Source organism: Algoriphagus sp. NF (assembly GCF_028823735.1).
GTDB classification, from domain to species: Bacteria; Bacteroidota; Bacteroidia; order Cytophagales; family Cyclobacteriaceae; genus Algoriphagus; species Algoriphagus marincola.
This window is the reverse complement of sequence record NZ_JAPEIB010000025.1, coordinates 1-14,210: the sequence shown is the minus strand read 5'-3', so window position 1 is coordinate 14,210 and position 14,210 is coordinate 1. Positions and strand designations below refer to the sequence as shown.

The 14,210-nt window shown below is 43.7% G+C and carries 12 protein-coding genes; 7 read left to right on the top strand and 5 right to left on the bottom strand.

The features are described from left to right. Nucleotide 1: 1 nt before the first annotated feature. Complete coding sequence (locus tag OU792_RS12500) at nt 2-769, bottom strand: SDR family NAD(P)-dependent oxidoreductase (RefSeq protein WP_274670338.1); 768 nt, start codon at nt 767-769, stop codon at nt 2-4. Nucleotides 770-875: 106 nt separating this feature from the next. Here OU792_RS12500 and OU792_RS12495 point away from each other — a divergent pair, with 106 nt between their 5' ends. Both OU792_RS12495 and OU792_RS12490 read left to right on the top strand, forming a co-directional pair. Then, the gene (locus tag OU792_RS12495) at nt 876-1,844 is read left to right on the top strand and encodes a zinc-dependent alcohol dehydrogenase family protein (protein WP_274670337.1); all 969 of its coding nucleotides are present in this window, start codon (nt 876-878) and stop codon (nt 1,842-1,844) included. Between the two features lie 83 nt (nt 1,845-1,927). Then, nucleotides 1,928-2,350, top strand: coding sequence for a hypothetical protein (locus tag OU792_RS12490; protein WP_024282292.1), 423 nt, complete (start codon nt 1,928-1,930; stop codon nt 2,348-2,350). Nucleotides 2,351-2,428: 78 nt separating this feature from the next. Here OU792_RS12490 and OU792_RS12485 read toward each other — a convergent pair whose 3' ends face one another. From OU792_RS12485 to trpS, 4 genes are all read right to left on the bottom strand, one after another. Further along, the gene (locus OU792_RS12485) at nt 2,429-3,220 is read right to left on the bottom strand and encodes a hypothetical protein (RefSeq protein ID WP_274670336.1); all 792 of its coding nucleotides are present in this window, start codon (nt 3,218-3,220) and stop codon (nt 2,429-2,431) included. 49 nt (nt 3,221-3,269) lie between these two features. After that, nucleotides 3,270-3,932 carry a DUF6090 family protein gene (locus OU792_RS12480; RefSeq protein WP_274670335.1) on the bottom strand — a complete coding sequence of 221 codons (663 nt, stop codon included), beginning with the start codon at nt 3,930-3,932 and terminating at the stop codon, nt 3,270-3,272. Nucleotides 3,933-4,039: 107 nt separating this feature from the next. Continuing rightward, nucleotides 4,040-4,534, bottom strand: a complete 495-nt coding sequence (locus tag OU792_RS12475; protein ID WP_274670334.1) for a hypothetical protein — start codon at nt 4,532-4,534, stop codon at nt 4,040-4,042. Nucleotides 4,535-4,600: 66 nt separating this feature from the next. Next, entirely contained in the window at nt 4,601-5,575 is a 975-nt protein-coding gene (gene trpS / locus OU792_RS12470; protein ID WP_274670333.1) for a tryptophan--tRNA ligase, read from the bottom strand. Between the two features lie 70 nt (nt 5,576-5,645). On the opposite strand from trpS, the gene OU792_RS12465 reads away from it, so the two are divergent. From OU792_RS12465 to OU792_RS12445, 5 genes are all read left to right on the top strand, one after another. Beyond that, entirely contained in the window at nt 5,646-6,737 is a 1,092-nt protein-coding gene (locus OU792_RS12465; protein WP_274670332.1) for a DUF1573 domain-containing protein, read from the top strand. Nucleotides 6,738-6,784: 47 nt separating this feature from the next. Continuing rightward, nucleotides 6,785-11,272: a T9SS type A sorting domain-containing protein gene (locus OU792_RS12460; RefSeq protein WP_274670331.1), complete on the top strand. Its 4,488-nt coding sequence runs from the start codon at nt 6,785-6,787 to the stop codon at nt 11,270-11,272. Nucleotides 11,273-11,329: 57 nt separating this feature from the next. Beyond that, nucleotides 11,330-12,379 carry an acyloxyacyl hydrolase gene (locus tag OU792_RS12455; RefSeq protein WP_274670330.1) on the top strand — a complete coding sequence of 350 codons (1,050 nt, stop codon included), beginning with the start codon at nt 11,330-11,332 and terminating at the stop codon, nt 12,377-12,379. 1,365 nt (nt 12,380-13,744) lie between these two features. Beyond that, nucleotides 13,745-13,969: a hypothetical protein gene (locus OU792_RS12450; protein WP_274670329.1), complete on the top strand. Its 225-nt coding sequence runs from the start codon at nt 13,745-13,747 to the stop codon at nt 13,967-13,969. 7 nt (nt 13,970-13,976) lie between these two features. Further along, on the top strand, nt 13,977-14,210 hold a 234-nt coding region (locus OU792_RS12445), incomplete at its 3' end, for a hypothetical protein (protein WP_274670328.1).

Here is a 14,210-nt window from a genome sequence, read left to right as displayed (position 1 = left end):
TTTAGATTGTGAAACCCCCATCTGCAGTAAATACGCCTCCTGTGGTATAGGAAGAGGCTGCTGAGGCTAGAAATAATGCCATGGCTCCGATTTCCTCGGAAGTTCCGGCTCTTTTGATAGAAAGTTGCTTCATGATCATCCCCATGATTTTATCATTGGTCCAGAGTGCTTCCGAAAATTTGGTTTGGATCAGTCCCGGACAGATGGCATTGACTCGAATGCCAGCATCACCCCATTCCTTGGCATAGACTTTTGTGAGGGAAATCAAAGCAGCTTTACTCACGGAGTAGATACCCAATCCGGCCTCCGGAGAAAGTCCACCAATCGAACTGATATTGATCACCGAAGCCTCTGCAGATTTTCTTAAGTGGGGGAAACAAAGCCGGGTCAATTCAAAGGGGGCCTTGACATTCACATCCATGATTTTGTCAAAAGCCTCCAAGCTTGTCTCATGGACTGGGCCAAATACCGGATTGGATGCGGCATTATTCACCAAAATATCGATAGTGCCATATTTCTCAACGGTTTGATCCACTAGCTTAGGCAGTTCATCCATATTGCCCACGTTACAGGCAAAGCCGCTGACTTCATAGCCCTTGGCTCGAAGCTTTCCTGCCATTTCATCAAGCGCTTCCTGCTTTCGGCTGCTTATGACAACTTTGGCACCTGCAGCTGCAAAAATTTCCGCTATACTGAAGCCGATTCCTTTACTAGCACCGGTGATCAGCGCTACTTTTCCATCCAGAGAAAAAACCGAAGATAAGTCCATGTTATGTAGGTTGATTTTTTCTTTTCAAGATATAAAAAAAAAGGCCTTCGAGAAGGATAGACTTAAAATATATCCATAGTTTTATCCAACATTAAATCCAAATTTCATGAAGGAGATCATTTTTGAAAAAATAGGTAAGCCACTTGATGTTTTACAACTCGTAGAGTCAGAAATTCCTAAGCCAAAAGCCCACGAGGTACTCATTCGCGTAAAGGCTAGAAATATCAATCCCTCAGACATCATGTTTGTACAAGGGATGTATGGAATTACTCCTCAGCTTCCGAGTAGCGCAGGATTTGAAGCAGCAGGGGTGGTGGAGCAAGGCGATGAAGCAGGTCATATTTCAGCCGGAACACGAGTCATGTTTTCAGCAATTGGCACTTGGCGTGAATATGTCTGTGTGCCGGTTCAGGCTGTGATTCCCATTCCCGAGCCAATGCCTTATGAGGTTGCTTGTCAGGCCTTTGTGAATCCCCTGACCGCTTATGGAATGATCGAAAAGTCAGGTCTTCAGGCGGGTGAGTGGTTGCTTATCACAGCGGGGGCCTCAGCTTTTGGGAAGTTTGCAATCCAATTGGCAAAGAAGAAAGGCATCAAAGTAGCAGCAACGGTCCGTCATGATGAGCAGATCGAATTGCTTCAATCTTTAGGCGCTGACTTGGTCGTGAATTCGGAAAAGGAAAAGATTCAGAAAGTCATTCCCGAAAAGACTGATGGGGGCGTTCATATTATCTTCGATGCGGTATCGGGAATTTTGGGAGCCAAAGCACTTAGCTGTCTGCGCCAAAACGGTAAGATGATGGCCTTCGGGGCGCTCAGTATTGAGAACATGCCTGTAAATAGTGGACTATTGATTTTCAAGGGCTTAACGATCGAAGGTTTTTGGCTGAGTACCTGGATCGAAAGTCTGGATAAGGATTCCCGCAAAAAAGCTTTTGGCGAGGTTTTCGGCTTTTTGATGGCTGAGACTTCGAAGATTGATATCGAAGGCAAGTATCCTTTGGAATCCTTCCGGGAGGCTATTGAGGCTTACGAAAAGCCCGGTAGAAACGGAAAAATTCTACTGATGAGTTAATTTCCGCCAAAATTCCATGCTTTGCAGGACATTATCCTCATCTTTGTGGTTTCAAACAAAAACCACCATCAAAAACAGAAAGCATGAATTGGGATAAGCTGGATCAGGAGCTAACCGAAATTGTAGAAAAGCGGATTCAACTCGCTGGAATGGATTACAACGACGAGAATTACGATGATATCGAGGAGGAACTTCATGACTTGGAGGATGATTTCAATGAGGATTACGAAGATATCTTAGAAAAGGAACTGGAGAAGATCTACAGCCTTTTGAAGTCAGATACGGATATCCTTCTTCCCACAGCCTATGTTGCCAATAAGTATAAACCTTTGCTTCCGGATGCACGTGGAATCGTCAGCTATGAAGTGAAAGGGCAGGAGGGAGTGCCGATCGAGTCCGATCAGTTTGACCGTCAGGATGTCAGAATCGTGCTGATTCCCAACCCGGCGAGATTTGTAATGCTCATCAATGGACAGCCACTCAAAGATCTGTGGCGAAGCCGATAAAAATTGATCCCCGCTTCTGAAGGAGTGGGGTATTTTTTTGGTTACAAGAAGTTGATTTTTAAAGCCAACAAATTTATTCTAAAGATCAAAAAGGCTCAAAAAGCTTTCATACTCACCTTCAGCTGGATAGTAGTAAATGGCAATGATCATTTTTTGAGGCTTAGCAATAGTTTTTTCTTGATCTTTAGACCACACTTTAAGATCCTGTTTTAAATGGGGAATCAAACTTCCATTGGACGAACTGAAAGTAAATTCTTTGATAGGCTCGATTGCCTCAATTGATAGGTTTGTATCAATGCTAAGTTCATAAAGTGCAAAGCGGTCACCCTCTATCTCAGACCCTCTATAACCTGATAAGTACTCATCTGAAGTGGAAATATACAATCCTGCTTTGTTTTCTCTTTTTAGTTTAGATTTAGGTAGAAAATCAAGTACCTGAAGTCTGAAGCTTGTTTTATCATAAAAATCTTTGGTGTTTATAGTTTTCTTTTTTTTATCAAATTCTTCGTCTAATAAAATGGCTCCAGAACAAAAACCAAAACCAAGAATTCCTTCATAATTTTTAGTAGAAAATATCAACCATAAGCTGCCTTCATCAGGTAAAAATGAACAACTACTATTTAATAGACTCCATACCTTTATTTCTTTGATTGGCTTACCCTTGTATAACTTTAGAATTTCAATCTCTGCATTATGGCGATTCGAATTTTCTGGGTCTAAACTGAGGGAATTTATTTTTGCCACCGCTATAAAATCACTTTCTCTGATATGGTCTAAAACGTTAGGAATCGAACAATCACATGCATTGGCATTCTTCCCATTAAAGAGAAAAAACAAAATAAAAAGAGAGTAGAATTTAAAGAGATTCATGTAGAATTAGATTGTTCATGCAAAGGTGAATAATAGATTTTTTCGAATATTACTTCCTGTTTTCTTCTAAGGATTTTTCCAATTCCTCCTTTAAAGTTTTGGCTTTTTCTAAGCTGATTTCATAGGAAACGATTTTTTGGTCGATCAGGGAAGAATAAATTAGTAGTTTGTTCAACAATATGCCTGAATCACTTGGTCTATAAAGCTGATTATTGGTCAAGTCCATGTTGTTGCTCAACCAGGCGAGCAGTTCATTGGTAAAGTACTGAACTTGATATTCTCCTTTTTTGACACTTTCCTCCGAAATGGACTCATAGTAGTTGCTTAGTAGCTTTTGTAGTTCTAAATCCTCAAAGAGGGCTAGTTTTCCGGAACTCTTGGTAGAAGTATAAGTTGCGCTTGTTGGCCCATAGTTTTCTACCTGCAGAGCCATGCTAAATGGTTCATCTATGTTTTCATATTCCCCTTCACTGATCAATTCTAGGAGCTTTTCTAGATTTTGAAGGATCAGTTTGTTTTGAGGGATTAGGAAGTTTTCATAAGCTTGGATATCCTCTTGAAGGTCACCAATCAAAGATTCCATAAGAATGAGGCTTTCTTTTCTGTCCTTATTTGAGTTAGCGCGTTCATTGATGAAAAAGGCCAATAAGACCCCCAGAATCACTCCCAAAAAATTAAAAAACTGATTGGTCCAATCGATCTTTTTAGCCATGGTACTGTTGGATTGATGATTAAAATTTCCCCAAGCAGTCTGAATATATCTAAAGGATTGGTTAGAAGCAATTTTCCAAGAAAAAAGAGAAGCCAAAAAGGGAAGGCTTAATCCAGATCAATCTCCAAACCTTTGGCTAGGCGCTTGGCTTGCTTAAGTGACTCTTTCTGATTTGGATAGGTGAATAAAAAAATAGGTTCGGAATCGATGGAATAAATAAGGGTATTGAATTCGGTTACCTTGCCAGATAGTGTTGGACTTATTCCGTTTGGGGTGTTTCTACTGATATAAGTTTTGGATGCTACTTTGATTTTGGATAAATGTGGCAAGGGTTTCCACTCTCCAAACTTGAATCCTGCAATGGAAGAATATTTTCTAAATTTCTTTTTTTCAAAGTCTATTAGGGTCCCTTTGTAAGTGAGGATAATTAAAAGCCCTATAATTACTGACACCATACCTACGGCCAATACTTTTTCTATCGAACTTCCGCTTGAAAGAAAAGCCGGACTGATTAACACAAAAATACCTGTGATGACCAGTAAGAGACCAAGTAGGTGGGGGCCAAATATTAAATTACGTTCTTTGAAATCGAAGTGCTGCATTTGGTTCTCTTTTTATGTTTATTCAATATTTTAACTGGAGATCCAAATGGCATATTCATTTGAACTCTATCTAAAACCCAACTTTTCCCTTACTCGGTTAAGAATCTTTTCTCCTTCTAATTTAGCCTTTTCTTCTCCGGCAGCTAATTTTTTCTCAATTTCCTCCGGGTTGTTCATGTATAAATCAAAAGCTTTTCGCTCTTCAGCATATTTTTCCAAGATCAATTCCAAAAACTCTTTCTTGGCATGTCCGTAGCCAAAATTGCCCCCTAGGTACTTTTTGCGAAGTTCGGCTGTTTGGCTTTCCTCAGCGATCAGACTGTAAAGCTTAAAAACATTGCAGGTATCCGGATCTTTGGGCTCCTCAAGAGGGGTGCTGTCAGTGACAATGCTGTTGACATTCTTCTTGAGCTGCTTTTCCGGAAGGAAGATATCGATGTAATTATTGTAGGACTTGCTCATTTTTTGGCCGTCAGTTCCCGGAATGGTCTTGACTGACTCTGCTATTCTGGCTTCAGGGATTGTAAGAATATCCTCTTCCACGATCCTGTTAAAGGCGGTAGCAATATCACGGGTCATCTCCAAGTGCTGCATCTGATCTTTGCCGACGGGCACCAAATCCGCCGAATACAATAAAATATCCGCAGCCATCAGGACTGGATAGGTGAAAAGTCCGGCATTCACATCGGCCAAGCGTTCGGATTTATCCTTAAAACTATGCGCATTGGCAAGCATGGGAAATGGAGTGAAGCAATTGAGGTACCAAGTCAACTCAGCCACTTCGGGTCTGCGGCTTTGGCGATAAAAGACCGTTTTGTCTATATCCAGGCCAAAGGCTAACCAAGCGGCAGCCACTGCCAGAGTGTTTTCTTTGCGAAGCTCTCCATCCTTGGAACTGGTGAGTGAATGAAAATCCGCTATGAAAATATAGGACTCTTCGGAGTTTTCTTTAGCCAGTTGAATTGCCGGAACGATTGCTCCCAAAATATTCCCTAAATGTGGTCTTCCACTGCTTTGTATGCCTGTCAGTACTCTTGCCATCAATCTAATTTTAGCGCAAATTAAGTAAATCAACCTATAATTCGTCCGGATTTATCCGTTATTTGTGTCTATGCAAAGATTTGGATTTTCGTCTTTTTTCATACTTCTGTGTTGCCTACAGGCGCAAGTACTTCATGATCAAGGGACTCAGGATTCTCGACTTATCTGGAAAGTAAATAAACTTGACCTAGGAGCCATTTTGGAGGAAGAAGGAATACAGGTGGCAACCTTTGAATTCAGCCATTCTCAGGACTCAGCCGTTTGGATAGAGAAAGTGTGGACAGACTGTGGATGTACTACCGTGGAATATACTCAGGATTCCTTGTCAGCAGGTGAAGTTGGGATGTTGAAAGTGGCCTTTGATCCCGGTTCGGCTGTAGGTGGTTTTTCTCGATTGGTAGTGGTAAAAGGTAACCTTGCCAATATGATGGACACGCTCTATCTGGAAGGAAAGGCGGTTCCCAAACCTAGAAACCCTGAGGTTGAATATCCTTTTGTCAGTGGACCGGTTGGGATGCGTCAGGAAAAGACCAATATGGGAGATGTGTTCACAAACGAACCGGCTTTCAAGGCTTTGGAAATATTCAACTTCTCAGACTCGGTGCTTCGAGCTGATAGTCTACGATATTTTGGTCCTGGCCATATTCAAATTCGCCAAATTCAAGACTCCATTGCTCCTGGAAAAAGGGGGATTCTAGAAATCAGCTATGACGGGGCTGCCAAAAACGACTTGGGATATTCTGAAGATCCTATTCAATTCTTTTGGTCAGATTCCTTACTGGCAGATACAGATGTGATTGCAAATATTTTTGAGTTTTATCCGGGCTTTGCAAAGGATGAACTTGGATCAGTCCCTGCGATGAGGATCAGTCCAACAGAAATCGATTTGAAAGAAATTTCCGCCGATGAAATCCAAGAGCTAACTTATACTTTGACCAATCGGGGAAGAGAGCTTTTGGAAATAAAGAAAGTGCAGGGAAACTGTGGCTGTCTTTCCCTAACGCTTCCCAAAACCGAATTAGCACCCGGGGAAAGCATGGATTTGATCGTGACTTTTGATCCAAAAGGTAGGAGAGGAATCGATCAGCGGAATATTTACATTTTCACCAATGATCCTTTGAATCCGGTGCAATCGGTAATTTTAAAATCGAGGATCGAATAAAAGTTAATTTTTATAACTTAGATTCTAGCAATCGATTAATTTTGGATATGAATAGAATCGCTTTCTCTTTGATTTTTTTGCTCGCGGTGGGTTTTTTGTCATTTCAGCCTGCAAGCGAAAATTCAACTTTTCGTGTAAAGCCTTATTTGCAGACCTATGGTGAGGGGAATTTTCAACTTACCTGGTGGTCAACAGGAGAAAATAGCTCGGTCTTTACGCTTTTCGATGAACAGGGAAATCCTGTCAGAACCGAAAACCTGACAGGGGAGGAGGTAGCTGAGATTTATTACACTTCCATAGAAAAAAATGAAAGTATCCCTGGATTAAGCCCCGCTTCTTGGCTTTTTCCTGATCAAACAAGGCGATTTAGGATCTCTCTGGAAGGTTTGGACCCTGATGCAGCCTATTTTTATCAGGTAAGTATGGGAGGAGAAACTTTTTCCTCCGGATTTCAAACAGGCCCAGATCCTACCAACTGGTCTTCGATCCGATTTATAGCCCTTTCCGATAGTGAGACCGAACCCCTGGGCCGGGTCAATCGCAGAGCTTGGTATCCGGCTGGGCTTACTTCCAGGCCTAGCAGTGGCTTCGATGCATGGATAGCCAAATTCGGAACCACCCAGGAACAAGGCTTTGATATAATCAACTATGCCCTGACCGAAAAGGAAGGCTATGAGTATAATCTTCGAATAATAAATTCCCGCCTACCTGACTTCTTGCTGATGCCAGGGGATTTGGTGCAGGGTTCGGGCTATCAACCCGCCTGGGATGAATTTTGGAGGCATAATGCCGGAGAATATGATCAGGGCTTATCCAACTATCCCATCATTCCTGCATTGGGAAATTGGGAAAACTTTGGAGCCAAAAATGGGGGCTATGGAACAAATGAGCGGGGTGATTTTCTGCCTAAATTGGGGAGAGAGCGCTTTCATGAATATTTCGAGACGCCTACTTCAGACCCCCTGCAACTTCACAGGCAAAGCTACTACCGGGTAGATTATGGGCCGGTTACGGTTTTGACCTTGGACTCATCCAATGGTACGCCCGATCAAAAGCGATCGGATTTTCCGGATGATCAAAAACTCAAGAATCAGGATTTTACCGTCAATGGAACCGATACGCAGGAAAATTATACGCAGTCTGACTATCAGGCCGCAGGTGGTACGGACTTGAGTAGTTTCGGCCCCGGCAGTCCGCAGTATCAGTGGCTGGAGGCCAATCTGCAGGAAGCAAAAGACTCAGGACAATTGATTTTTGTGCAGTTTCATCATATTCCTTACAGTTCCGGAGAGCATGGTGTACCGATCAACCATGAATTGGCGACCGGACAGGGTGGTGTTCCTATGCGGGTGCTGCATCCGCTTTTTGAGGAATTTGGCGTTATCGCAGTTCTGGCAGGACATGATGAGCTTTTCGAGCGATCTTTTGTAGATCTGAATAATGATGGAACGGGTGTTCTTTACTATGATGTGGGAGTCGCTGGAGATGGTATGCGGGGAGAAAAGCGAAATTGGATCAGTAATCCACTTCAGCTTCTCAATTACAATTCCTTCAAACAATGGACAGCTGATCAAAACGAACCCGAGCAATGGAATACTTCAGGTGGAAATCCCCTGCTCACCGATGGCGGCAAGCACTACGGACACTTGGAAGTGAATATCAACCGGGTGGTTGAAAACGGGCAGGAATTCGCAAAAATCGACTTTTCACCGGTTTATGTATTTCCGGTTTTGGATCAGAATTATAATCTTCAGAATGTAGAGCGAAGGGTTTATAATGATGAAGTCTCTCTGAAGGTTTTGCTCAAATCTGAAGCCTTTGAACCCGTATTGAAGGACTCGGTGCAACTCTTCCTCGATGAAGGAGGAAGGGCTTTTTTATCACCTGAGGCGGTACTCGTTGAGCAGCCTGATGAAGATTTTTCCTTTGAATACTCTACAGGCTTTCAGTTGAATTGTGATGCAATCGGAGAGCAGGAATTGATCGTCACTTCCACCCGTCAGTTTGATGGGGAGGTTTTCAAGGATACCACTCGCTTGATCGTATTGGATACCATCGCGCCATACTTTGATGCAGCAAACGCCATCGTCGTGTTTGATCCGAGCATTGGAAGAGCGGAGTATTCTATTGCCGACTTTGACCCGGTGGATTTCTCAGACAATTGTTCAACATTTCCGATCAGGGTAGAAGGACCTGAAATCACCTGTAGCAGCTTTGAGGATCCGGAAGTGTTTTTTGGAGAATTCCCGGTTCGTTTGATCGCTGAAGATGCCTCAGGCAATCAGTTTATCCGGGAAGTAAAAGTTCAGATTCTAAACAGCGTAGAATCAACCAAGGTAAGTCTTGAGCCCTCAGGAGTGCTTGTTTCCGGACAAAGCATCGATCTGATACTTGGTGATGAATTGGATTATGAGGTAGTTGGTTGGTTCTTCCAGTCTTCCAATCCGATTGAGGGAGAAACCGGAAAAACATTAACAATCGATCAGCCTGGAGTTTACTATGCAAAATTATTACTAAGCACAGGCTGTATTGTCCAATCCGAAACCATTGAAGTCACTCAGGTAGCGGATGATTTTCCGGAGGTCAAAGCCTCGCTAAGCTTAGGCTTGGGCCAAAATGGCCTAGCTGAGCTTACTAATGATCAAGTTTTCACGGAATGGCCAATTGCCGAGGACATTGAAGTTAGCCTCAGTCAAAGCCAATTCTCTTGTAATGATCTTGGAGAGAACACCGTACTTGTCAGCTTGTCCAAACCGAATGGTGCGAAAAAAGAGTTGGAAATACTTATTCAAGTAATCGATGAAATCCCGCCTGTATTAGAATGGAAATCAGCTGAATATGACTTTGATCTAAGTCTTGGTGAACTCACCTTCGATGTGGAAGATTTCATCGTTTCACCACCTACCGATAATTGTGGCTCGGAAGGGATCCAAGTTAGCTTGAGCAAAACATCCGTGAGCTGCGCAGATATCGATTCCGAGCGGCCAAACTACCCGATTGACCTGGATGTAATCGTGACGGATGCCTCTGGAAATACCACGATTTATCCCACCTATGCACAACTGACATTTTTCGAATCCCGCAAGGTTTCCTTGACCGCTCAAGGCCCGCTCTACGAAGGGCGAACTGTAGAATTACGCTTGGGAGAGGAATTGAATTTTGATGTCTGGGAGTGGAGAAAGGATTTGGAGCAGCTTCCGGGAGAGAAGGGGAATTCGATTATCGTGGACAGTCCGGGAAGATATACCGCTGTCTTGGCCTTAGAAAATGGCTGTCTGGTCAGTTCCGAGTCCTTGGTTGTGGAAGTAGAGGAAGTCCCTTTCCCACCGGTAAAGGAAGCGGTGAGTCTAGAATTAAATGCGCAAGGTTCGGCCACTTTGACTCTTGAATCCCTCTTTGAAACCTGGCCATTTGATAGTTCGGGTTTGAGTTTTGACCTGTCAAAATCTGAATTTGACTGTGCCGATTTGGGAGAAAATACCGTTCAGTTGCTTATCAATTCAGAAGGAGGAGCAGATTGGGTCTTTGAGGTCTTGGTGTTGGTAGAGGATAAAATCGCACCGGTGCTCGAAGTCCGGGATTTGGAACTCGAATTGGATCTGCGAATAGGTGAAGCATCGATTTCGGCGGATGACCTGGTCATCACAGCCACTGATAATTGCAGCGAACTGGAAATTTCCCTGAGTCAAAGTCAGTTTGGCTGTGAGGATATCGGAAAGGAATTCGTGGTTACAGTTCGCGCCGAAGATCTCGCAGGAAATGTTACCGAAGCCAATGCCACCGTCAGCATTGTTTCATTGGAGGGTGATCCGGTGACTTTGAGTGGGAATTCGGAGTTTTGCGAAGGGGAAAGCGCTACGCTTAGCCTCAATGCCACGGGAGATTTTGAGGTGATCTCTTGGACTAGAAACGGTACTGTCATACCGAATGAGAATGCGGCTTCCCTGGAAGTAAGCGAAAGTGGAATTTATCAGGCGAGGATCCGCTATATCGGGGCTTGTACTGCTTCATCCAACGAATTCGAAGTGATCGTCAACCCGCTACCATCGGGCGAGATCGAAGTGGATGGGGATGTATTAACTGCCCCTGCGGGAGACTTTAGCTATCAGTGGTATCGAAACGGGGAACTTATCACCGGAGCCACCGCTCAAAGCTATCAGGTCAATCTAATGGGCGAGTATGCCGTTTCCCTGACGAGTGCAGCAGGATGTAGCAGCCTGCTTCCATCTGTGACACTCACGATTTCAGGCTTGGGTGCTAAACCTGACTTTGTGGTGAAAGCTATCAAGGTTTATCCCAATCCGGCTACTAACCGAATCCGTTTGGAATTTCCGGAGGGAATAGGACAAAATCAGCCATCCTTTCAAGTATTCGCTACGGATGGAAAAGAAGTAGGAGGGCAGGTTCAGCTTATTCAGTCAACCAACAGCTCTGCTGATTTGGATATCAGTCAACTTGCAGCTGGAGTCTATTGGATTCAGGTTTTGGGCGAGAAAAAGACCGTTTACCAGGCCCGATTTATCAAAAATGACTAGCGGGATTTGTAACCAATAGCCATCCCATCAGTTAAAAAAGGCAGAAGCGATTGAAATATGAAATCACTTTTGCCTTTTCTTTTTTTCGGAATTCTGTGGACCTCAGCATTTGGGCAAAGTGCGCGAAAAGCCTTGGATTTTTCTGCTCAGACTGGCTGGATTATTCCCCACAATGAAGAACTGATTCCCATTTCCCAGTCCAATCCCATCGGTCTCAGTTTGCGCTATCAAGTCTTGAAATCCAAGCGTGAAAACTGGGAGGCCTGCAACTGCTTTCATTATTTGGGTTTGGGATTGCAGGTGCAGGATTTTCAGAATCCCGAGGAATTGGGTCAGGCTTGGACTTTCTATGGAAGCTTTCAGCCGATTTTATGGAGAAAAAATAAACTGGAACTAGCCTTGGATATGGGCATAGGTGCCAGCTACCTGACGCAGGTCTATGATCCTGTAGAAAATCCCAGAAACACCTTCTTTTCCGCCCCTTTGAGCTTTTTGCTCTTTGTTCGTCCTGTCATTTCTTACAGCCTGAGTTCCCAGTTTGACTTGACCGCCTCCTTCAATTACAATCATATTTCCAATGGGGGACAGCGGCAACCGAACCGGGGGATGAATTACCCCCTGTTTGCCTTGGGAGGAACCTACTTTCTGAAAAAGGAAAGCTTGCCGGACTATGACAAACCCGAAATCCCGAAGGAATTTCAATTCTACCTGGATTTGGGAATCAACTCCCGATCGAATAGTCAAGGAGGAAGATCCCCCAATTTTACGATAGGGGCGGGAGTGTACCGGAAACTGGCGAGTGTATGGGGCTTGGGTGCAGGCTTGGACCTCAACAAGGATTTTTCCTTGGCAGTAGAGGAAAGCCGCTTGGAATCCCTGATGCCCGCACCCTTTATTGCCAATCACTTTTTGTTTGGGCGCTTTGATTTCCAGCAACGCTTTGCCTGGTATGCGTCCAAGCCGGATACCTATCAAGCCGATCGGAATTTCTACCAGCGATACACCTTGACCTACCAACTGGGAAGGAATTTCCGACTAGGCGTAGGCATGAAAGCCCATGGGCATGTAGCTGAGAATATGGATTTGAGAGTAGGGTGGAGGTTTTAGTCCGTCATTGCGAGGGCAAAAACCTGAAGATCTCAAGCCTTCCTTTTTCTTCTAAAGCCCGAAGCCCGCTTCCCGGAGGGCAGGCCCGCCTACCGGAGGGCAGGCAATCTCCCAAGTTGTCTTCTTATTCTTGAGACTGCTTCGTCGTTCCTCCTCGCAGTGACGGTCCAGACGTCATTGCGAGGGCAAAAACGAAAAATCTACAAGCTATTCTGCTTCCTCCAATGCCCGAAGCAATCTCCCAAGTTGTCTTCTTATTCTTGAGACTGCCCTCCTTCCGGAGGGAAGGCAATTTCCCAAGTTGTCTTCTTTTCCATGAGACTGCTTCGTCGTTCCTCCTCGCAGTGACGGTAGACTCTTAATCGCTATGCTACTTTTCTTCAGTGAGCTCCGTCATTGCGATCCCGACAAGGTCGGGAGAAGCAATCTTACAAGTCTTCATGTTTTCTCCTGCCCCCTTACCTCTCCCCACCCAAGGATAAATCAAAGAAATAGAACCACCCAGCCTAAAATCAAGCCATAATCGACTTCCTTCTTCTATCTTCCAACTTCCAGCTTCCAACCGGCACTACCGATATCTAGCAAAGCCTTTAGACATATCTACGCTCTTCCATTCCCCCTTACCTCTCCCCACCCAAGTACTAATCAAACAAATAGAACCACCCAGCCTAAAATCAAGCTATAATCGACTTCCTCCTTCCAGCTCCCATCTTCCAGCTTCCAACCGGCACTCTGTCCCCTTGCGTGTCCTTACGCAAGGAAAGTATGTACCGTTTCCTCAACCCCTTTACCTGTCCTTACCCAAGGATCAATCAAAGAAATAGAACCGCCCGGCCTAAAACCAAGCCATAATCGACTTCCTTCTTCCAGCTTCCAACTTCCAGCTTCCAACCGGCACTACCGATATCTAGCAAAGCCTTTAGACATATCCACGCTCTTCCATTCCCCCACCTCTCCCCACCCAAGGATAAATCAAAGAAATAGAACCGTCCGGCCTAAAATCAAGCGGAAAGGTTCAGATTCCGGAGGCTTCCTTCTTCCTTCTTCCTTCTTCCTTCTTCCAGCTCCCAACTTCCAGCTTAAACTCAGATAGAAAAAATAGCTAATGATCTAAATCCGATTAACCATAGGTTCCGCAAACCCACATTCCTTCCAAATTTTCCCAATTCCTGTCCCAAAAAATCAAAAAATACCCTGTTTATGGTATAGATTCTTAGTTTGAAATGCTTTTCTTTGGGAAGAGGGAAGGGGAAAAAGTAGATTTTTGGAGTTAAGACCCTTGGATAAATAGATAAAATTTACACCTCATTGAGGATGTTTACTAGTTACCACCAATGCTAAAAAGACAGACGACACAGCAAGACAATGACTAAAAAAGGACTCAACATACAGACCATATTGACCAAGCAGACAGACTTACAAGCTGAGCATGTTTTGCTCTTGGAGCAGTTGACAGAAAAGAAAGAAAAAGCCTACCCCTCGCATTTTTTAAAATTTCTTTTAGCTATCAGCATAAACGGCACATTTGGTTTGCCCAACACACAAGCCAACCCTTCGCTAAACCAAAAGAGCCGTTTTTACCAAAAATAAATGAGTTATGAAAATAGATTGGACAACAATAAAAAATGAGATTAAACTCGAAACGAGGAATATACTTCCAAAAGAGCCACAACTCAAAATTGATGAAGTGCTTGACCTCTTTATCCAAGTTTTACAGTTTCCTGTTGAAACTAAAGATGGTAAAATAAATGGTCTAACGGAAAGAGTTCCTAATGCTTTTCACAGAATCTTCATTGATAAACTGCCTAGAGTCGATATAAACACATATTTC

Excerpts from the sequence above, each read along its gene's own strand:
- OU792_RS12500 (WP_274670338.1), bottom strand. The coding sequence starts at position 769 with ATGGACTTATCTTCGGTTTTTTCTCTGGATGGAAAAGTAGCGCTGATC.
- OU792_RS12465 (WP_274670332.1), top strand. The coding sequence starts at position 5,646 with ATGCAAAGATTTGGATTTTCGTCTTTTTTCATACTTCTGTGTTGCCTA.
- OU792_RS12485 (WP_274670336.1), bottom strand. The coding sequence starts at position 3,220 with ATGAATCTCTTTAAATTCTACTCTCTTTTTATTTTGTTTTTTCTCTTT.
- OU792_RS12450 (WP_274670329.1), top strand. The coding sequence starts at position 13,745 with ATGACTAAAAAAGGACTCAACATACAGACCATATTGACCAAGCAGACA.
- OU792_RS12460 (WP_274670331.1), top strand. The coding sequence starts at position 6,785 with ATGAATAGAATCGCTTTCTCTTTGATTTTTTTGCTCGCGGTGGGTTTT.
- OU792_RS12455 (WP_274670330.1), top strand. The coding sequence starts at position 11,330 with ATGAAATCACTTTTGCCTTTTCTTTTTTTCGGAATTCTGTGGACCTCA.
- OU792_RS12490 (WP_024282292.1), top strand. The coding sequence starts at position 1,928 with ATGAATTGGGATAAGCTGGATCAGGAGCTAACCGAAATTGTAGAAAAG.
- OU792_RS12480 (WP_274670335.1), bottom strand. The coding sequence starts at position 3,932 with ATGGCTAAAAAGATCGATTGGACCAATCAGTTTTTTAATTTTTTGGGA.
- trpS (WP_274670333.1), bottom strand. The coding sequence starts at position 5,575 with ATGGCAAGAGTACTGACAGGCATACAAAGCAGTGGAAGACCACATTTA.
- OU792_RS12495 (WP_274670337.1), top strand. The coding sequence starts at position 876 with ATGAAGGAGATCATTTTTGAAAAAATAGGTAAGCCACTTGATGTTTTA.
- OU792_RS12475 (WP_274670334.1), bottom strand. The coding sequence starts at position 4,534 with ATGCAGCACTTCGATTTCAAAGAACGTAATTTAATATTTGGCCCCCAC.